An 18,474-nucleotide genomic window follows, 5' to 3' on the forward strand; every position below is an offset into this window, starting at 1 on the left:
GGTCGGGGGCCTCGTCAGTTGCCGCCGCCGGCCGGGTCGTGGGTTCAGCCCAGGCGTTCCAGGATGGTCACGTTGGCCAATCCGCCACCCTCACACATGGTCTGCAGCCCGTACCGGGCACCGGTGCGCTCCATCTCGTTGAGCAGAGTGGCCATGATCCGTCCTCCCGAGGCTCCGGTGGGGTGCCCCAGGGCGATCGCGCCACCGTTGACGTTGACCCGCTCGGGGTCGATTCCCAGTTCCTTGGTCCAGGCCATCACCACGGGCGCGAACGCCTCGTTGCACTCGAACAGGTCGATGTCGGCCACCGTCAGCCCGCTCCTGTCGAGGGCACGGCGGGTAGCCGGGATGGGGGCCGTGAGAAGCATCAACGCATCGGCTCCCAGCACGGTCATGTGGTGCACCCGGGCCCGCGGGGTGAGTCCGTGGGTCCGCACCGCATCACCGGAGGCCACGAGGAGGGCCGAGGCCGCGTCCGAGATCTGGCTGGAAGCGCCCGGTGTCACCCGCCCGCCCTCGCGGATCGGCTCGAGCGCGGCAAGGGCCTCGAGCGTCGATTCCGCCCGGATCCCCTCGTCGGCAGCGACTCCCTGGTACGGCAGGATCTCGGCGTCGAACCGACCCTCGCGGGTCGCCGCTGCGGCGCGCTGGTGGCTCTGCATCGCGAACGCATCGAGCTCCTCGCGCTCCAGCCCCCACTGTTCGGCGATCAGGTCTGCGGCCAGGAACTGCGAGATCTCCGCGTCTCCGTACCGTTCGGCCCAGCCGGTGGAGCCGGTGTACGGGTCCGAGGGGCCGTACGCGGCGCCGGCCGGGTAGCTGCAGAGGATCGGGTACTGGCTCATCTTCTGCACCCCACCGGCCACCACCAGGTCCTGGCTTCCACTCATCACCGCCTGGGCGGCGAAGTGCACGGCCTGCTGGCTCGACCCGCACTGACGGTCGATGGTCACCCCGGGCACGGACTCCGGGAGTCCCGCGGCCAGTGCCGCGGTCCGAGCGATATTGCCCGCCTGCGAGCCGACCTGGTCCAGGCACCCGAATATGACGTCGTCCACCGCCGCGGGGTCGATCCCGGTGCGCTCCACGAGACCGCCGATCACGTGCGCTGCCATGTCGGCCGGATGGACCTGGCTCAATCCACCTTTGCGTCGACCGACCGGGGTCCGCACCGCGTCCACTATGTATGCCTCTGCCATGAACATTCCTCTCGTGATGCCAACCCTCGTCGGCGATTAATTCTGATTAGACACACCATCGACTTAACCGAGTTCTAGCCGTGATCTGTCCCGATGTGCTTAAACTAGATTAAATCATCCACGAAAGGTCGGCTATGACACACGACTCGGCATCCGAACGCTCCGAGCTGCGCACGGTGGTGCGCGACTTCCTGGCAGCCACGTGGTCCCGGGACCAATTGCGCGCAGGTCTCGACGGGGTGCGCCCCGACGTTGCACTGGTGTGGAAGCGCTTCGCCGAGGAACTCGGCCTGGCCGGTCTCGTGCTACCCGAAGCCGCCGGCGGCGCCGGGGCCACCCTGTCCGAGGCGGGCGTCGTCCTGGAAGAGCTCGGACGCAGCCTCGCCCCGCTCCCGTTCCTCTCGCACACGGTGGCTGCGGAACTTCTGGCAGCGGCCGGAGCAGGGACCGACCTGCTGGAATCCGTCGCATCGGGGCAGCGGCGCGCCACAGTGGTGACGTCCTGGGACGGCCCTCTGTCGCTGACCGCGACCGCCACGGCCGACGGTGTGGAGCTCGCCGGGGAGGTCGACGGCGTGCCCGACGGGTTGGGCGCCGACTTGTTCGTGGTCGAGGTCCCGCTACCCGACGGCCCCGCGCTCGCCCTGCTCACCGCGAACGCCCCCGGCGTGGAGGTCATCGATACCTCCGACCTCGACCCCTCACTCCCCCGTGCCCGCGTCACGCTGACGTCGTCCCCCGCCACGCTGTTGCCCGGCGCCACCGAGGAGCACCTGACCCACGCCCTGGCAGTGGCCCGCACCGGTCTGGCCGCCATCCTGCTGGGCACCGCGCGCGCCGCCCTCGAACAGACTGTCGCCCAGAGCATGGAGCGCAGCCAGTTCGGACGCCTGATCGGCAGCTACCAGGCGATCAAGCACCGCCTGGCCGACATGATGGTGGAGGTGGAGACGACCGCCTCTGCTGTCTCCCGCGCCATCGACGCGATCATCACCGAGAGCGCTGATGCCTCCCACTCGGCGGATCTGGCCCTGACCTGGGCAGTGGAGAAGACCACCCATCTGGTGGACGAGATGATCCAGCTGCACGGCGGCATGGGCTACACGTGGGAGCACGACGCCCACCTCTACTACCGGCGCATCCACGCCGCCCGCGGGCTGCTGGGTGCCGGCGACGGAGCCCGTGACCGTGCCTGGGCGTCGCTTGCCGAAAGCCTCACCTCCTCCGCTCCGGAGCAGGAGGACGACACCGCTACGAGCTCCGGCGCCGACGTCGCGGCCGAGGTCCAGGACTTCATCGACCGCCAGTGGGAGCCGGGCCTGACCGTCCGCGAGTGGTGGCAGCGGATGGCCGCGGAACGTCTCAACCTTCCGTCGCTGCCCGAGGAGCTGGGCGGCCGCGGCTGGACCTCGGCGGACGAGGGCGTCCTGGCCGAGACCATGACGAGCGCCGGTGTGACCCTGGGCCCCGGCGGCATCGGTCGCGCCCTCGCCGCACCCACCATCGCCGCAGCCGGCACCGCCGAGCAGAAGGCGCGGTTCCTGCCCGGGATCCTCGACGGCACCGAAGCCTGGTGCCAGCTCTTCTCCGAGCCGGGTGCGGGCTCCGACCTGGCCGGCCTGCGCACCAAGGCGGTCCGCGACGGCGACGTCTGGCGCATCACCGGCCAGAAGACCTGGACGTCCAACGCCCACCTGGCAGACTTCGCGATCCTGCTGGCCCGCACCGACGCCGATGTCCCCAAGCACCAGGGCATCACGTACTTCCTGTTCCCGATGCGCCAGGAGGGCGTCGAGATCCGGCCGATCCGGGAAATGAACGGCCACTCGATGTTCAACGATGTCTTCCTGGACGGCGCCGTGGTGCCGGACGAGTACCGGCTCGGGAAGCTGGGAGACGGTTGGAAGCTGGCCAACCTCACCCTCTCCGTCGAACGCTCGAGCATCGCCGCGTCGCCGACCATGACCCCGGCGATGCCCGGCGAGATCGCCGGTCACCTGGAGCGACCCGCCGCCGAGTTCGTGGAGGCCTTCGACCCCCACTCACTCGGTGTGGTCACCGACGAGTCGGTCGCAACCCTGCTCCGGTTGGCCGAGGACCGCGGCGCCGACGACGTCGGCGTGCGCCGCGATCTGGTGCGACTGGCCCACATGTCGCAGATCCGAGTGGAGAGCATGCGCCGGGCCAAGGTCGGCCTCGACGTGACCGGCGCCGAACCCAACATCGGCAAGCTCCACTCCAATGCGGCCCTGCGGCTGGCCCGCGACCTGGCAGTGCGAATCCTCGGACCGTCGACCGCCCGGGCGCCGCAGAGTGCGGATGAGACCTGGGCGCGGGAGCTGCTGCTCTACACCCCTGCCCCCGCGATTTACGGAGGCACCGACGAGATCCAGCGCAACATCATCGCCGAACGTGCCCTCGGACTCCCCCGCGAGTCCGACCCGTCGCGCACCGTGGCCTTCCGCGACATCCCCACGACCACCGCACAGCACTGAGCGCTGCGCTCGAAGAGATAGGAACAGACATGGAACAGCTCGACCTGCACGGCCGCGTCGCCCTGGTCACCGGAGCAGGCGGCGGCCTCGGCGCCTCCCACGCCCGACTGCTCGCCTCGCGCGGCGCCAGAGTGGTGGTCAACGACCTGAACCAGGCCGACAGCGTCGTGGAGCAGATCCGCAGTGCCGGTGGCACGGCGATCGCCGACGCCCACGACGTCTCGACCAGTGAGGGCGGCCGGGCGATGGTGGAGCGCGCCATCGATGAGTTCGGCTCGATCGACATCGTGGTCAACAACGCCGGCGTCATCCGCGACAAGAGCTTCCACTCGATGACCGAGGAGATGGTCGATCTCGTCCTGGCCGTCCATGTGAGGGGCGCCTTCAACGTTACCCAGCCCGCCTTCCGGCACATGCGCGAGCGCGGCTACGGTCGGATCGTCAACACCAGCTCCGGCGCCGGGCTCTTCGGCAACTTCGGCCAGGCCAACTACTCGGCCGCCAAGGCCGCACTGGTGGGCTTCACCCGCACACTGGCAGTCGAAGGCGGCCCCAAGGGAATCAAGGCCAACGCCCTCGCACCGATGGCCTTCACACCGATGACCGACCACCTCCTGGACGGGAGCGTCGCGGACCTCACCCGGCCCGAACTGGTCTCCCCTGTTGTCGCCCTGCTGGCCAGCGAGGAGTGCCCGGTGAACGGTGAGGTCATCACCGCGGGAGCGGGCCGGGTGATGCGCACGTTCATCGCCACCACCACCGGGTACCGCAACAACGATCTGACGCCCGAAGACCTGGCGGCCAACTGGGACACGGTCATGGATTCCTCGGAGTTCGTGGTCCCGAGCAATGCCATGGAGGAGCAGCGTCTGCTCTACGGCACCACGTTGACGGTGAAGTAGCACCGACACGCCACCGAGCCGCCCCGGGGAACCACGACCCGGGGCGGCTCGGCCGTTATAGGGGCGCCGGACGCGTCAGCGCGGCGTCACCGACGAGCGCACCATCTCCTGGGTGGTGGAGACAAGCTCCCCGAGGGTGCCCAGACGGGGTGTCCACCACTCGGCGGTGATGTTGAGGCTGTTGACCACGTTGAGCCGCATGATCGTGAGGTCGAGGTCGCGACGCAGGAATCCCGCCTCGTCGGCGGCTTGGAACAGGTCCCGCCAGACCAGGGCGAGGCGCGACTCCTCCTGGGCCTGGCGCTCGCGGATCGCGGGCGGCAGTTGAGCGGTGTTACGGATGTACGCCACCGCGTAGTCGCTGGTCGAGAACATGTACCGCAGGTGGATCTCGACGGCGCCAAGCAGGCGCTCCAGGGCGTTCAGCTCAGCCGGCATCGCATCGATCGACTCACGCATGACGACGTTGAGACGGGCCAGGCCCGTCCACATCGTCTCTTCGATCAACGACTCGCGGTTGTTGAAGTAGTGGTAGATCGCGGGCGCCTGGATCTCCGCGTACTCCGCGATGGCGGAGAGCTTGGTTCCGGCGTACCCGCGCTCACTGAGCACGCGAGCGGTGGCGTCGAGGATTCTCTCCCGAGTTCCGGCGCCCTGTACGGACCCATCGCTCGAGCCTGGACCGACGCGGGAAGCAGTTGCCATGGCTTGATCCTACGTTAAGCAACGGCTCACACAGTGACCGAAACCACCTTGAAGCCTTGACCACCAATCATCCCTAATTTAAATTTGATTAAACAAGTACAACGAAAGAGGGACGCTCAGGATGTCAGAAACAGAGGATTCGTCCCGCTGGGAAGCTGCCCGACTGCTACTGGAGGCCGACAGCGCCTCGCGTAGCCGCGGCATCGAACTCGTCCGGGTCACCGAGGACGAGCTGGAGGTGACCATGCCCGTGGCTGCCCACGACACGAACGGAGTCGGCGTCGCCCACGGCGGTGTCGCGTACTTCCTGGCCGACTCGGCCGTCGGGCTGGCAGCCAACTCCCGGCGCGACGGCAGCCACGTGACCGCCTCCGCGACCATGACCTACCTGGCCCCGGGGAGGGCCGGGGACACGTTGCGCGCAGTGTGCGAGGGCCCGGTGTCGCAGCAGGGACGCACCAGCGTCTACACGGTGAGGGTGCTCGACTCCGCTTGCCGGACGATCGCGGTGCTTCACGAGTCGCTCACCCAACTGCGCAAGCCGACGCCGACGGAAGGTGTGTTCCGCTGATGCTCAACCTCTCCATGCTCCTCGAGCACAGTGCTCGCAGCCACCCCACCCGCGACGCGGTGGTGATGGGCGAGACCCGACTCACCTACGCCGAAGTCGACCAGCTGAGCAACCAGGTCGCCAACCTTCTGGTCTCCCGGGGCGTCTCACCCGGGGACAAGGTGGCGCTCTCCTGCCCGAACCTGCCCTGGTTCCCGATCGCTTACTACGGAATTCTCAAGGCCGGGGCCACCGTCGTGCCGCTCAACGTGCTGCTGCGCCCGCGTGAGGTCGCCTACCACCTGGCCGACGCCGAGGCCCGCGCGTTCCTCTGCTTCGACGGCACGCCGGAGATGCCCACCGGCACGATCGGCCACGAGGCATTCCTGGCCACTCCCGGGTGCGAGACCTTCCTGGCCATCACCACCGAACCTCGGACACCCTCGACCGTTCCCGGGGCCGAGTCCCTGGCCCTGGCAGCGCAGGAGCAGCCGCGGACCTTCACTGCGGTGGCCACCTCTCCCACCGACACGGCGGTGGTCCTGTACTCCTCGGGCACGACGGGTCAGCCCAAGGGTGCGGAGCTGACCCACGCCAACATGGTCCTCAACGCCCTGGCCGCGGTGCGGCTGTGTGGCTCCAGCACCGAACTACACGACCGAGCCCTGGTGGCGCTGCCGCTGTTCCACGCATTCGGCCAGACCATGCTCATGAACGCCGGATTCGCCACGGCCGCCACACTGGTGATGCTCCCCCGGTTCGACGCCGGCCAGGCCCTGGCCCTGATGGAGGGCGAGGCGATCTCGTTCTTCGCCGGCGTACCCACCATGTACTGGAGCCTGCTGAACGCGATCGGTCCCGACACCGACGTCCGGGCCATCGCCGACAAACTGCGGCTGGCACTCTCCGGCGGCTCCCCGATGCCGGTGGAGATCCTGACCCGGGTGGAGGAACGGTTCGGGGTGAGCGTCCACGAGGGCTACGGCCTCTCCGAGGCCTCCCCCATGGTGCTGTCCGAGCCCACCGACGCTCCGCCGCGGCTCGGCTCCGTGGGCCTCCCGATCTGGGGGGTCGAGGTTCGGCTGGTCGACCCGGAGTGGAACACCCTCGAGGGCGCCGACGTGGTCGGCGAGATTGCGGTGCGCGGGCACAACATCATGAAGGGCTACTACCGGCGACCGGAGGCGACGGCCGAGGTCGTGCGCGACGGCTGGTTCCGCACCGGTGACCTGGCCCGCCGTGACGAGGACGGCTGGTACTACATCGTCGACCGCGCCAAGGACCTCATCATCCGCGGCGGCTACAACGTCTACCCCCGCGAGATCGAAGAGGTGCTGTTGACACACCCGGAGGTGTCGCTGGCGGCGGTGATCGGAGTTCCCCACGAAGAACACGGCGAGGAAATCAAGGCGTTCGTGATCCCCACGCCCGACTCCACCCTCGACCCCGACACCTTGCGCGCCTGGTGCAAGGAGCAGTTCGCCTCCTACAAGTACCCCCGCATCATCGAGGTGGTGGACAGCCTGCCGATGACCTCCACGGGCAAAATCCGCAAGCGGGACCTGGCAAAGCGGGAGGAGCCGGCCGCGTGAGGCAGCCGTTCGTGCAGGTCGGCGTGGAGGCCGGGGTCGCGTGGATGACCCTGGACGACCCGACCCGGTTGAACCCGGTGACCCCGGCCCGGATTCAGGAGATCAACGATGCCGCCACGACGCTGAGCGGTCGCGACGATGTCCGGGTGATCGTGGTGACCGGGGCCGGGCGCGGGTTCTGCTCGGGGGCTGACCTGACCGACGAGGACATGCTCTCCGTGGAGACATACCTGCCGGCAGGGCGGGCGTTCACCAACTCACTCACCGGCTGGAGCCTGGCCTCCACCCGCCAGCCGGTGGTCGCCATGGTCAACGGCGCGGCGGTCGGCTTCGGCGCCGAATTGGCCCTGCAGGCCGACATCCGCATCGCCGGCACCTCGGCGCGGCTGGGCTTCCCGTACGCCCAGATCGGCAGCACCACCGACACCGGCGCCGCGACGTGGCTGCTGCCGCGCCTGGTCGGCCACGACCGGGCGGCCCAGCTGTTGTTCACCGGCGACCTCGTCGACGCTGCCCACGCACTCGAGCTCGGACTCGTGACCCAGGTGGTCCCGGACGCCGACCTGCGCGCCACCACCGAGGCATTGTGCATACGGATCGCTGCCGGCGACCCGGCCGCGGTGCAGGCACTCAAGCACATGCTCGTGCGAGCCCGCAGCCAATCAGCGGCCGAACACATCCTGATGCAGTACGAGTACATGAACTCCGTGAAGCCCGACCTCGCCGCTTTCGCCGCCAGCTTCGGCATGCAACGTCAGGTCGCGGACGGGTAGACCGTCCCCCACGACGGGACGCACCCGACCAACCTCTGCTCGGCGCCACATCTCGGGCCGCTGTGACGCTCGGTCGACACCCTAGGATGGTCCCAGAAATCACGGATCTCGCTACCGTCCGCCTACTCGTGTATCTGATCCTGCGACACGCCCACCCCGACGAGCACGCATTGTCCTGGTCGCGCTGTCGCAGACTTCGACAACACCAGGCCCGCACCTGCCATTACCGAAGCCGCGGACACATACGATAAGTGCCGTTGCAAGATTAGGCCGGATTTATGACAAGTGTGGGACGGATAGGCCCGGAAATGGCCAACTGGATCCGGAACCTACACGAGTGGTGATCTCAACCCCGCGCCATGTCAACGAACCGCGACAGGTGCAGCTGGTGCGCGACGGTGATGGTGGCGGTCGGACCGTTGCGGTGCTTGCCCAGGATCAGGTCCGCCTCGCCGCCGCGCGGGTCGTCACGTTCGAAGGCGTCGGGCCGGTGCAGCAGGATCACCATGTCGGCGTCCTGCTCGAGGCTGTTGTGCACCGAGATGCCGTCGGCAACGAAGTTGTGTGTGCCCGGGACGGTCCCATCGAACACGTCCTGCTCACCGATGCTGGTGACGGACACGATCTCGTCCCAGTACACATTGTTGGTGGCGAGCATTTCGATGTCGGCGGTGTCGAGGACGCCCGCCACCTGCGCCAGACTCGATCGCGAACCCCCTGCGGACCGCGAGGCGGCGGCCGCGACCAGCTCACGGGGGGCGAGCTCCTCGACAGCGAGGAGCCGGCCCAGCGTCGCCTCGACGTCGGGTGTCACGGTGTCGGCGTCGTGGCGTACGAGCTTCGGCCCGAGCTGAGCGAGCACCCACTGTGCCGCGGTGCCGTGTGCACCCACGTCGTGCAGGAAGACTGCCTGGTTCTCCGGACCGGTGACGACAACATCCCAGCCCGAGCCTGTTCCGGCTGCGGCGATCCGAGCGAAGACACCGATTCGCAGGAGAAGGCGGGCCAGGTCGTCGGCGAGGCGCCGGTCTGCGGACGGATACCGGACAGCGGCTCGTCCTTCGACCGCGTCCCACGCGACGATCCCGTTGCCCTCCCAGGCGTGGCACACGAGCGCGGCGATCTGTTCCTTCGGCAGCGAGAACGCCTGTGGCGGAACAGAGCTATCGGCGACCGTGCGCTCGGCCAGCGCGACGACGTCGTCCTCCGAGACGGCGTGCGTCTCGAGGGGGGCAGGAACCGCGCGGGGCACTGCCACGCGCTCCCCGGCCGTCAGCTCGCCGAGGGGAATCCACCCGTCCACGGTGAGGAAGGGATGGTTCGCGGTGGCCTCGACCTGGCGCCCGGAGTCGAGCGTCAGCCGGAACACTTCCTTGCGTCCGCTCGGGAACACCTTGGTCATCGGGCGGGCGACCATGCGCATGCGCTCGTCCAGTGACCAGACGACGGGCTGTTCCCCACTGGCCAGCAGCTCGCCGAGGGTGACCTCGCGCCCGTTGTCTGCGCGCAGGACGCGGGTGCTCGCAGTGAGGCAACCTGATTCGCGAAGGTCGGAGACCATGGGCTTCTTGTCGGTGCGCTGCTCGGGGCCACGGTTGAGCTGACAGATCGCCACCACCGGGACCTCGAGCTCCTTCGCGAGAAGCTTGAGGCTACGGGAGAATTCGGAGACCTCCTGCTGGCGGGACTCGACCTTCTTACCGGAGGTCATCAGCTGCAGGTAGTCGACGACGATCAGCCGGATGTCGTGTTTCTGCTTGAGCCGCCGCGCCTTTGCGCGGATCTCCATCATCGTCAGGTTGGGGGAGTCGTCGATGTACAGCGGCGCTTCGCTGATCTCGCTCATCCGCCGGGCGAGGCGCGTCCAGTCGTCGTCGGTCATGCGGCCCGAGCGCATGTCTCCGAGCTTGATCTTCGCTTCGGCCGAGAGCAGCCGCATGACGATCTCGGTCTTGCCCATCTCGAGGGAGAACATGACGGAGGCCATGCCGTGCTTGACGGAGCAGGACCGCAGGAAGTCCATGCCGAGCGTGGAGTTGTGGGTGGGGATCATGGACCGGCCGGCGAGGTACAGGTGCTCGCCGTCGACCTCGACGCACCGCACCGGCACGGACTCGACGGGGCGGACGGCGACGATGCGGCGTTCCCGCGGCACCGCTCTGCGGGTCTCCTTGTGCGCCTTGGCCTTGCTGGGGAGGACGAACACGTCGTCGTCGGTGGCGAAGCGCACCGCGGATCCGGTGGTGGTGCAGGCGTAGCCGAGGCCGGCCAGGAGCTCGGCGACGTCGCCGCGCAGACGTGCGCAGTCGGATTCGAAGCGGACGGTGCCGTCGTCGCCGACGTGGCCGCCGGCGTCGAGCAGGCCGGCGAGCAGCTCGCGCCGCTGCCGTTCCGACGCCCGCTGGTAGGCGCCGGGGATGCGGGCGCCGAGCGTCATGAGTTCCTCGGCGAACCCGCCCTCGCCCTGCACCCGCATGTGCACGTGGGGATCGGCGGAGGGGCCGCCGAGCCAGGCGCCGAGGGTGAACGGGGCGACGGGCAGATCGGCGACGGGCAGCTGCAGCGCGGCGACGTTGCCGACGACGTGACCGTCCGCGAGCGACGCGGCGATCTCGCCGGTGGTGCGCACGCGCGACGGGCCGCCGTCGGAGGTGACCCACTGGTGTTGTTCGTCGGCGACGAGGACCGTGCCGTCGGAGAACTCCACCTCGAAGCACGGCCGGTCGTGCAGCACCTCGGTGGCGGCCAGCACCCGGGTGGGGCGGCCGTGGGCGTCGAGGAGTTCGTCGCCGACGGCGACCTCGCCCATGGTCGTCCAACCGCCGGGGGTGGGCAGGGGAGTGTCGAGGGCCAGCGCCTTGCCGACGCCCGGACGGGCGGCGACGATGATCATCTGCCCCGGATGGAGGCCGTTGGTGACCTCGTCGAGCTCGGCGAATCCGGTGGGCACACCGAGGGAGATGCCGCCGCGGCTGGCAATCGAGTCGATCTCGTCCATGGTGGGCTGCAGCAGCTCTTCGAGCGGGACGAAGTCCTCGGACGTGCGGCGCTCGGAGACCTCGAAGATCTCGGCCTGGGCCCGGTCGACGACCTCGGCGACGTCCTGGCCCTCGGAGCCGGCGTAGCCGTACTGGACGATGCGCGTTCCGGCCTCGACGAGGCGGCGCAGGATGGCCTTCTCGGCGACGATCTCGGCGTAGTAGCTCGCGTTCGCAGCGGTGGGCACGGTCTGGGTCAGCGTCACCAGGTAGGCGGCGCCGCCGATGCGGCGCAGCTCGCCGCGCCGGTCGAGTTCCGCGGACACCGTGACGGGGTCGGCGGGCTCACCGCGGCTGTAGAGGTCGAGGACGGCGTCGTAGACGGCCTGATGGGCGGGACGATAGAAGTCGCCGGGCCGCAGCACTTCGAGCACGTCGGCGATGGCGTCCTTGCTGAGCAGCATGCCACCGAGCACGGACTGCTCCGCAACCATGTCCTGCGGGGGCTGGCGACCGAAGTCGCCGGCCGGCTCCTCGGGCGGTCCCGGGTAGTCGGAATGGCCCCGATCGTCTACTACAGCCACGCGACGCCGTCCTTCCCCTTCTCGGCACCTCCGCCGCGGACAGACTCTGCCCACCGGCGCTCGACACCACTTCTACCCGGCCCCACCGACACGTCGTCCGGGACGCGCGCGCTCGACGTTAGGCACTGGGAAGGCGGCGTCCAAATCCGCCTGTGCACACAACTGTGGATGAATTGTGGAAAGGGGAGGACGGCCTTGTGCACCTCTTGGGGACAACCTGGGGACAACGCATCTCACACTTCATATCGATGCTGTTCAGACCGCGAAAATCGACTTTCACAGGTGTGGAGAACAATCGATTCGGCGTGTCGCCACGGATGTGTTTCCGGGCGTGTTCCGCCCTCCCGGCCCCGGAATGCCGTGCCGCGGATCACAAACCTACCGGTACCCCTGTGGGGTTATCCACAGCCCCTGTGGAAAGACGACGAAGAGCCCTGCACACACCGTGTGCAGGGCTCTTCGAGAGCCGGAATCAGGCAGCCACGACGTTCAGGTCGAACTTCGCGGTCACGTCCGGGTGCAGCTTCACGACGACCGTGTGCTTGCCGGTCGACTTGATGTGCGCCTTGGGCAGCTCGATGATGCGCTTGTCGACGACCGGGCCACCGGCGGCCTTGACGGCGCCGGCAACGTCGGCCGCGGTGACCGAGCCGAACAGCTTGCCCGAGTCCCCGGCGGTCTTCACGGCCAGGGAGACGTTCTCGAGGCCCTCGATGGCGGCCTTGAGCTCCTTGGCATGATCGAGGCCGCGCACCGCACGAGCCTCCTGGGCGCGGCGGATGCCCTCGACCTGCTTCTGGGCACCACGGGTGGCGACGATCGCCAGGCCGCGGGGCAGCAGGTAGTTGCGGCCGTAGCCGTCCTTGACCTCGACGGTGTCGCCAGGCGCACCGAGGTTGTCCACGTCAGCGGTGAGAATGAGCTTCATCGTGTGTCCCTCCCTTTCCTTAGCGAGCCGTCGAGACGTAAGGAAGCAGGGCCACCTCACGCGAGTTCTTCACAGCGATGGCAACGTCGCGCTGGTGCTGCACGCAGTTGCCCGTGACACGGCGAGCGCGGATCTTGCCGCGATCGCTGACGTACTTACGCAGCAGCGTCGTGTCCTTGTAGTCGATCTGCACGTTCTTTTCCTTGCAGAAGGTGCAGACCTTCTTCTTCAAAACCTTTTCGCGCGCGGGCGCCTTAGGCATGGTCTTTCTCCGTACTTTCCGAATGTTCCGATCGAAGGTCGGATCAGAACGGGGGTTCGTCGTCCCCGCCGAAGGAGCCCGCCGCCGCCGGCGCGCTGCCCCACGGGTCGTCCCCGCCGGTGCTCGCGCTGGCACGAGCCCCACCCGATCCTCCGGAGGAACCACCGAAGCCGCCCCCGCCACCGCCACGGCTGGCCTTGTTGACCTTGGCCGTCGCGTAGCGGAGCGAGGGGCCGATCTCGTCGACCTCGAGCTCCACGACAGTGCGCTTCTCGCCTTCACGCGTCTCGTAGCTGCGCTGCTTGAGGCGGCCCTGCACGATCACGCGCGAGCCCCGGGTCAAGCTCTCGGCCACGTTCTCCGCCGCCTCGCGCCAGATGTTGCAGCGCAGGAACAGCGCCTCGCCGTCTTTCCACTCGTTGGACTGACGGTCGAAGATGCGGGGCGTCGACGCGACGGTGAAGTTCGCGACCGCAGCTCCCGCCGGGGTGAAACGCAGCTCGGGATCAGCCGTCAGATTGCCGATGACGGTGATGACGGTGTCGCCTGCCATGTGGTTCCTCCTGCTGTGTGTGGAGTCCTGATGCGCCCGAGCCTACGGCCGGACGCCGACAGACTCACTTGCCGTGGCGCAGAACCTTGGTGCGGAGCACCGACTCGTTCAGGCCGAGCTGGCGATCCAGCTCCGCAACCGTGGCGGGCGTAGCGCTGATGTCGATCACCGCGTAGATGCCTTCGCTGTGCTTGGCGATCTCGTACGCGAGACGACGCTTACCCCACACGTCGACCTTGTCGATCTTGCCGCCGTCCTGGCGAACGACGTTGAGGAACGTATCCAGCGACGGGGCGACAGTGCGCTCGTCCAGGCTGGGGTCGAGAATGACCATCAGTTCGTAATGACGCATAAGACCTCATCACCTCCTATGGACTATGGGCGGTCACGGACGGTCCGTGACAGGAGGGTCGTTGCGTCAGCAACCCATGCAGGCTACACGATGCGCCCTTGACCAGCGAAATTCGCCTAGGGTGAAGAACATGCGCACGAGTTCCCGGACGCCCGCGCTCGTCGCCGTCGTGACGTGCGCGCTCGCCATGTGGCTCGGCTACCTGAACAAGGCCCGCTGCGCCGCACCGCCGTTCGACCCGCAGGGCCGCAGCGTGCGTTTCGACGCGGTCAAGGACGCCACGGTCTGCTACTCCGACATCCAGCAATTGTGGATCGGTCGCGGCATCAACCTGCACCTGTTCCCGTTCCTCGACGGCGGCATCACCCGCGACGGCGTGCTCACCGGCGGCACCGTCGAGTACCCGGTGCTCAGCGGCATCCTCATGTGGGTGGGGGCCCTGCGCGCCGACACCGACGCCGAGTTCCTCCTGCACTCCGCGCTGCTGCTGGCACCGTTCGGCCTGCTCGTCGCCTGGTATCTCGGCCGGCTGGCCGGGTGGGCCGCGCTGCTCTGGTCGGCCACGCCACCCCTCGTGATGTACGCGTTCCTGAACTGGGACCTGCCCGTCGTCGCGACCACCGTCGGGGCCGTCGCCGTGCTCGGGGTGCGCCGCTGGCCGCTGCGCACCCGCGCGGTGATCGCCGCCGTCCTGCTCGCCGTCGGGTTCTGCCTCAAGGTGTATCCCGGCATCTTCGTGCTGCCGCTGATCGCGTACGTCCTCACCGGCGGTGACGAGCCCGGGCCGCGGCGGGACGTGCGGGGCGCGGTGGCGGTGGGCGCCGCGGCGGCGGCGACGGTGATCGCCGTGAACCTGCCGTTCGCGCTGCTCGGGTATCCGGGGTGGCGCGCATCGTTCGAGTTCCAGGGCAACCGCGCGGCCGACGCCACGAGCAATTCGATCTGGTACTGGGGGCTGCGGCCCCTCGTCGGCGGCTACCAGGACACCGAGGTCACGGCCGAGTACAACGACATCGTCTCCGTCGTCTCGCCGTTGCTGATCTGCGCCGCCTTCGCGCTGGCGCTGTGGCTGGGGTGGCGGCGGTACCGTCGCGACGGCAGCTATCCGTGGGTGGCGGTCGGCGCCGCGATGCTGTGCGGATTCCTGCTGCTGCACAAGGTGCATTCGCCGCAGTACACCCTGTGGTTGCTGCCGTTCCTGGTGCTGCTGCGGGTGCGGTGGCCGCTGATCGTCTCGTACCTCACCGTGGACCTCGCGATCGGCATCGGGGTGTTCCTCTGGTTCGACGCGACCATGACCCGGAGCGACACCACGATCCCGCTGCTGCTCACCCTCGTCGGGGTGTGGGGCCGGGCCGTGCTGCTCGTCGTACTGTTCTTCGTGTTCGCCGGCGCACCGCTGCGCCGGCCCGACCCGACCCCACCCGACGAGGAGCGGCCCCGGATGCCGGCGATGAGCGGAAAACCCGGATGAGCACGTCCTGGTACGAGCAGCCGGCGCTCGACGGCACGCGGATTCGCCTCGAACCGCTGGCCGCGGGACACGCGCCCGCCCTGCTCGCGGCCGTCGACGATGCCGACGCGATCTTCCGGTGGACGTCCGCCGACATCCGTACACGCGACGACGCGAATGCGTTCGTCCGTACCGCGCTCGACGATCCGGACCGCCTGCCGTACGCGGTCGTCGACAAGTCCGTTGGCGCCGTCGTCGGCACCACGTCGTACTACCTGATCGATCCCCGGCACCGGACGCTGGCGGTCGGGCACACGTGGCTCTCGCGCGCGGGGCACGGCGGCGCCGCCAATCCCGAGTCGAAACTGCTGTTGCTGCGCCGCGCCTTCGACGATCTCGGCGCGGTCCGCGTGGAGTGGCACACCGACGAACACAACGCGCAGTCGCGCGCGGCGATCACCCGGCTCGGAGCCGGGTTCGAGGGCTTGCTGCGCAAGCATCGGCGGCGCCGCGACGGCAGCTGGCGCACCACCGCGCTGTTCGCGATGACCGACGACGACTGGCCGGCCGCCCGGGTGGGTCTCGAGGCGCGGGTGGCCGACCGCCTCGCCAGGTGACTGCGGCTGGTCTACCCTTCCGCGCGGGGGGACCCCGGAACAGGCTGGGATCCCGATGGGGTGATCGAGGACGACGATGAGCGACTATCCGCAGTACCCGCCGAACAATCCGGGCGGTTATCCCCCGCCGGGCGGATACGGGTACTACCCCGGGCCGCAGTTCGGGCCGCCGCCCGAGAACAACCTGGTGTGGGGGATTCTCACGACGATCCTGTGCTGCCTGCCGCTCGGCGTCGTCTCGATCATCAAGGCGAGCCAGGTCAACTCCCTGTGGGCGCAGGGCCAGTTCGATGCCGCACGCCGGGCGGCCGACGACGCGAAGAAGTGGGCGATCTGGTCGGTGGTGGCGAGCGTGGCGGTGTGGGTGGTGATCGTCGTCTTCTACATCGTCGTCCTCGCCGCGGCGGTCTCGTCGTCGAGCTACTGAGGCATCCGGTCGTGCACACGCTCGCCGCCCGGCTCGCCGCACCCGTCGGGGTGGCGGCCGTGTCGGCGTGCGTGTGCGCGGCCGTCGCGTGGGCCGACCCGACGACGCCGGGCGGCCCGATCCCGCCGTGCCCGACCCGCGTCCTGTTCGGCATCTGGTGCCCCGGGTGCGGTTCGTCGCGGATGCTGTATTCGCTGCTGCATCTCGATGTTCCGGCCGCCCTGCGGTACAACGCCCTCGGGGTGCTCGCCGTGCTTCTCCTGGGGTGGTCCTTCGCCGTGTGGACGGCCGGCCGGGTCCGTGGCCACCGGATCGCCCAGTGGTACCAGTGGCGGTGGGCGCCGCAGCTCGTGCTGTGGGTCGTGCTGGGCTGGTTCGTCGTCCGTAACCTCCCCGTCGCGCCCTTCAACGCGCTCCGCGTGTAGACGGCGCTTGTCGCGGACGAGCACTTGCGCGCGAAAATTCTTCCCGCGCAAGTTTTTACGCGCGCAGTCAGCACCCGTCGCGCGCGGCTCGGGCCGGGGCTACGGGACGGTGCTCGTCGCGGGTGTCTGCCGCTCGGCCGATTCGGGAGGTGATGTCCGCCGGATGCCGGGCCGGAGACGGCCCGGGAGCCGGCGCGGGGGAGCGTCGGGGGCGTGGTCGAGCACGCCACCCACGGGGTCGTCTACGAAGCCGTAGCGCACGAGATCTTCGGCCGGCCGGAGAATCTGCCGGACGACGAGCGCGCACAGCGCCACGACCGCGAGGTCGCGCAGCAGGACGGTGGTCGTGAACCACTGCTCGGGCAGGCCCTTGTTCTCGGCGCCGAGATAGAAGTACATGCGCGGCACCCAGACGAGGGCGTCGATCGTCATCCACGCCAGCAGGATCCGCCGGTGCGGCAGGGCCAGCACGGCGAGCGGCACCAGCCACAGCGAGTACTGGGGGCTCCACACCTTGTTGGTGAGCAGGAACGCGGCAACCACGAGGAAGCACAGCTGGGCGAGGCGGGGGCGGCGCGGAGCCGTCCACGCGAGCCACGCGATGCCGGCGCAGGCCACGGCGAACAGCAGCAGCGACACCGAGTTCAGCGTGGAGGTGTCCCAGCCGGACCAGCCGGTCAGCGACCGCACGACGTTGTAGATCGAATCGGGGTCCGCGCCGCGGTCGGTGTTGAGCCGGAAGAACTCGGCCCAGCCGCGCGGGTAGAGGACCATGATCGGCAGGTTCACCACGAGCCACGCGACGGCCGCGGCACCCGCCGCCTGCCCGAGTGCCCGCAGCTTCCCGGTGCGCAGGCACAGCAGCAGCAGCGGGCCGAACAGCAGCAGCGGATACAGCTTGGTGGCGGCACCGAGTCCGAGCAGCACCCCGGCGAGCACCGGCCGTCGCCGCGCCCAGGCCAGCAACCCGCCGGCCGCGAAGGCGGTGGCGAGGGCGTCGAAGTTGGTGAAGGCGTGCACGACGACCAGCGGCGAGGCGGCGACGAGCGCCGCGTCCCAGATGCGACGGCCGGCGGAGAGGGCGGTGGCCCACACGGTGGCCAGCCAGGCCATGGCGAGACCGACGGCGACGATGTCGAAGTAGATCGCCACCTGCAGGCCGCCCGGAAGCCACGACGTGGCGTCCCAGGCCTTCGCGGCCCGCATCGAAACGTACTGGTAGAGGCCGGCGAGGACCGGATACTCCATGTACCGGACCTGGGTCTGCCCGTCCGGGCCGGGCTCCTCCCACGACGTCTTGTACGGGAAGGCGCCGGTACTCAGGCGTTCGGCGCCGTAGAGCGGCACGACGTCGGAGTAGCACATGGCGACGTACTGCCGGTTGTCGCTCCAGTCCAGTCCGAGTGCGCCGCCCTCGCCGACCGGTCCCTGCTGGATGCAGGCGGCCTTGGTGAACCAGCCGAGGGCGAGGAACACCACCGCGAGGAGCAGCATCGCGCGCAGCGGCGTGAAGAAGCGAGCGCGTCCGAGCAGGGCGTACCGCCCGACGGGACCGCCGATGACGGTGGACAGGCGCGACACCGTCGGGTCGGTCCATCCGGGTGCGTCGCGCCAGTCCGCGGATCGGCGGTCGGGGGCGAGCGGACCCGGCGACGCGAGCTCTCTCTTCTCGGTCACCC

The 18,474-nt window shown here is 69.1% G+C and carries 17 protein-coding genes; 9 read left to right on the forward strand and 8 right to left on the reverse strand.

Annotated features, from left to right (window positions below):
• Positions 1-44 precede the first annotated feature (44 nt).
• Positions 45-1,199 (reverse strand): acetyl-CoA C-acetyltransferase, encoded by a 1,155-nt coding sequence (locus ACWPOB_RS01000; RefSeq protein WP_455399607.1) that lies wholly within the window; start codon positions 1,197-1,199, stop codon positions 45-47.
• Positions 1,200-1,333: 134 nt separating this feature from the next.
• Here ACWPOB_RS01000 and ACWPOB_RS01005 point away from each other — a divergent pair, with 134 nt between their 5' ends.
• Both ACWPOB_RS01005 and ACWPOB_RS01010 read left to right on the forward strand, forming a co-directional pair.
• Entirely contained in the window at positions 1,334-3,694 is a 2,361-nt protein-coding gene (locus tag ACWPOB_RS01005; RefSeq protein ID WP_455399608.1) for an acyl-CoA dehydrogenase, read from the forward strand.
• 29 nt (positions 3,695-3,723) lie between these two features.
• Positions 3,724-4,596 carry an SDR family NAD(P)-dependent oxidoreductase gene (locus ACWPOB_RS01010; protein WP_455399609.1) on the forward strand — a complete coding sequence of 291 codons (873 nt, stop codon included), beginning with the start codon at positions 3,724-3,726 and terminating at the stop codon, positions 4,594-4,596.
• 75 nt (positions 4,597-4,671) lie between these two features.
• On the opposite strand, the gene ACWPOB_RS01015 is transcribed toward ACWPOB_RS01010, so the two are convergent.
• On the reverse strand, positions 4,672-5,301 hold the full coding sequence (locus ACWPOB_RS01015) for a TetR/AcrR family transcriptional regulator (protein WP_455399610.1): 630 nt from the start codon (positions 5,299-5,301) through the stop codon (positions 4,672-4,674).
• Between the two features lie 121 nt (positions 5,302-5,422).
• Between ACWPOB_RS01015 and ACWPOB_RS01020 the strand changes: the two genes are divergently transcribed.
• From ACWPOB_RS01020 to ACWPOB_RS01030, 3 genes are read left to right on the forward strand one after another with little or no spacing between them, the layout of a single operon-like run.
• Positions 5,423-5,872 (forward strand): PaaI family thioesterase, encoded by a 450-nt coding sequence (locus ACWPOB_RS01020; RefSeq protein ID WP_455399611.1) that lies wholly within the window; start codon positions 5,423-5,425, stop codon positions 5,870-5,872.
• Positions 5,872-7,443, forward strand: coding sequence for a long-chain-fatty-acid--CoA ligase (locus ACWPOB_RS01025; RefSeq protein ID WP_455399612.1), 1,572 nt, complete (start codon positions 5,872-5,874; stop codon positions 7,441-7,443). The genes ACWPOB_RS01020 and ACWPOB_RS01025 overlap by 1 nt, the downstream gene beginning before the upstream one ends.
• Positions 7,440-8,216: an enoyl-CoA hydratase/isomerase family protein gene (locus tag ACWPOB_RS01030; protein WP_455399613.1), complete on the forward strand. Its 777-nt coding sequence runs from the start codon at positions 7,440-7,442 to the stop codon at positions 8,214-8,216. The genes ACWPOB_RS01025 and ACWPOB_RS01030 overlap by 4 nt, the downstream gene beginning before the upstream one ends.
• A 346-nt stretch (positions 8,217-8,562) precedes the next feature.
• On the opposite strand, the gene dnaB is transcribed toward ACWPOB_RS01030, so the two are convergent.
• The 5 genes from dnaB to rpsF all read right to left on the reverse strand — a co-directional run bounded on the left by dnaB (position 8,563) and on the right by rpsF (position 13,873).
• Complete coding sequence (dnaB, locus tag ACWPOB_RS01035; protein ID WP_455399614.1) at positions 8,563-11,778, reverse strand: replicative DNA helicase; 3,216 nt, start codon at positions 11,776-11,778, stop codon at positions 8,563-8,565.
• A gap of 472 nt (positions 11,779-12,250) precedes the next feature.
• Entirely contained in the window at positions 12,251-12,706 is a 456-nt protein-coding gene (gene rplI, locus ACWPOB_RS01040; protein ID WP_029546704.1) for a 50S ribosomal protein L9, read from the reverse strand.
• Positions 12,707-12,725: 19 nt separating this feature from the next.
• Complete coding sequence (rpsR, locus tag ACWPOB_RS01045; protein ID WP_003938621.1) at positions 12,726-12,968, reverse strand: 30S ribosomal protein S18; 243 nt, start codon at positions 12,966-12,968, stop codon at positions 12,726-12,728.
• Between the two features lie 43 nt (positions 12,969-13,011).
• On the reverse strand, positions 13,012-13,521 hold the full coding sequence (locus tag ACWPOB_RS01050; protein ID WP_006932313.1) for a single-stranded DNA-binding protein: 510 nt from the start codon (positions 13,519-13,521) through the stop codon (positions 13,012-13,014).
• 64 nt (positions 13,522-13,585) lie between these two features.
• Positions 13,586-13,873, reverse strand: a complete 288-nt coding sequence (gene rpsF, locus ACWPOB_RS01055) for a 30S ribosomal protein S6 (protein WP_003938619.1) — start codon at positions 13,871-13,873, stop codon at positions 13,586-13,588.
• A 130-nt stretch (positions 13,874-14,003) separates the two neighbouring features.
• Between rpsF and ACWPOB_RS01060 the strand changes: the two genes are divergently transcribed.
• The 4 genes from ACWPOB_RS01060 (at position 14,004) to ACWPOB_RS01075 (ending at position 16,795) form a co-directional block, all read left to right on the forward strand.
• The gene (locus ACWPOB_RS01060) at positions 14,004-15,347 is read left to right on the forward strand and encodes a glycosyltransferase 87 family protein (RefSeq protein ID WP_455399615.1); all 1,344 of its coding nucleotides are present in this window, start codon (positions 14,004-14,006) and stop codon (positions 15,345-15,347) included.
• Complete coding sequence (locus tag ACWPOB_RS01065; protein ID WP_100057958.1) at positions 15,344-15,943, forward strand: GNAT family N-acetyltransferase; 600 nt, start codon at positions 15,344-15,346, stop codon at positions 15,941-15,943. Before ACWPOB_RS01060 ends, ACWPOB_RS01065 begins: the two co-directional genes overlap by 4 nt.
• Positions 15,944-16,019: 76 nt before the next feature.
• Positions 16,020-16,370 carry a CD225/dispanin family protein gene (locus tag ACWPOB_RS01070; RefSeq protein ID WP_006932305.1) on the forward strand — a complete coding sequence of 117 codons (351 nt, stop codon included), beginning with the start codon at positions 16,020-16,022 and terminating at the stop codon, positions 16,368-16,370.
• 11 nt (positions 16,371-16,381) lie between these two features.
• Positions 16,382-16,795 (forward strand): DUF2752 domain-containing protein, encoded by a 414-nt coding sequence (locus ACWPOB_RS01075; protein ID WP_100057960.1) that lies wholly within the window; start codon positions 16,382-16,384, stop codon positions 16,793-16,795.
• Between the two features lie 99 nt (positions 16,796-16,894).
• On the opposite strand, the gene ACWPOB_RS01080 is transcribed toward ACWPOB_RS01075, so the two are convergent.
• Positions 16,895-18,472, reverse strand: a complete 1,578-nt coding sequence (locus tag ACWPOB_RS01080; RefSeq protein WP_455399616.1) for a glycosyltransferase family 87 protein — start codon at positions 18,470-18,472, stop codon at positions 16,895-16,897.
• Positions 18,473-18,474: the final 2 nt, after the last annotated feature.

This window comes from Rhodococcus sp. 2H158 (genome assembly GCF_053764755.1).

Excerpts from the sequence above, each read along its gene's own strand:
- ACWPOB_RS01000 (WP_455399607.1), bottom strand. The coding sequence starts at position 1,199 with ATGGCAGAGGCATACATAGTGGACGCGGTGCGGACCCCGGTCGGTCGA.
- ACWPOB_RS01005 (WP_455399608.1), top strand. The coding sequence starts at position 1,334 with ATGACACACGACTCGGCATCCGAACGCTCCGAGCTGCGCACGGTGGTG.
- ACWPOB_RS01010 (WP_455399609.1), top strand. The coding sequence starts at position 3,724 with ATGGAACAGCTCGACCTGCACGGCCGCGTCGCCCTGGTCACCGGAGCA.
- ACWPOB_RS01015 (WP_455399610.1), bottom strand. The coding sequence starts at position 5,301 with ATGGCAACTGCTTCCCGCGTCGGTCCAGGCTCGAGCGATGGGTCCGTA.
- ACWPOB_RS01020 (WP_455399611.1), top strand. The coding sequence starts at position 5,423 with ATGTCAGAAACAGAGGATTCGTCCCGCTGGGAAGCTGCCCGACTGCTA.
- ACWPOB_RS01025 (WP_455399612.1), top strand. The coding sequence starts at position 5,872 with ATGCTCAACCTCTCCATGCTCCTCGAGCACAGTGCTCGCAGCCACCCC.
- rplI (WP_029546704.1), bottom strand. The coding sequence starts at position 12,706 with ATGAAGCTCATTCTCACCGCTGACGTGGACAACCTCGGTGCGCCTGGC.
- rpsR (WP_003938621.1), bottom strand. The coding sequence starts at position 12,968 with ATGCCTAAGGCGCCCGCGCGCGAAAAGGTTTTGAAGAAGAAGGTCTGC.
- ACWPOB_RS01050 (WP_006932313.1), bottom strand. The coding sequence starts at position 13,521 with ATGGCAGGCGACACCGTCATCACCGTCATCGGCAATCTGACGGCTGAT.
- rpsF (WP_003938619.1), bottom strand. The coding sequence starts at position 13,873 with ATGCGTCATTACGAACTGATGGTCATTCTCGACCCCAGCCTGGACGAG.
- ACWPOB_RS01060 (WP_455399615.1), top strand. The coding sequence starts at position 14,004 with ATGCGCACGAGTTCCCGGACGCCCGCGCTCGTCGCCGTCGTGACGTGC.
- ACWPOB_RS01065 (WP_100057958.1), top strand. The coding sequence starts at position 15,344 with ATGAGCACGTCCTGGTACGAGCAGCCGGCGCTCGACGGCACGCGGATT.
- ACWPOB_RS01070 (WP_006932305.1), top strand. The coding sequence starts at position 16,020 with ATGAGCGACTATCCGCAGTACCCGCCGAACAATCCGGGCGGTTATCCC.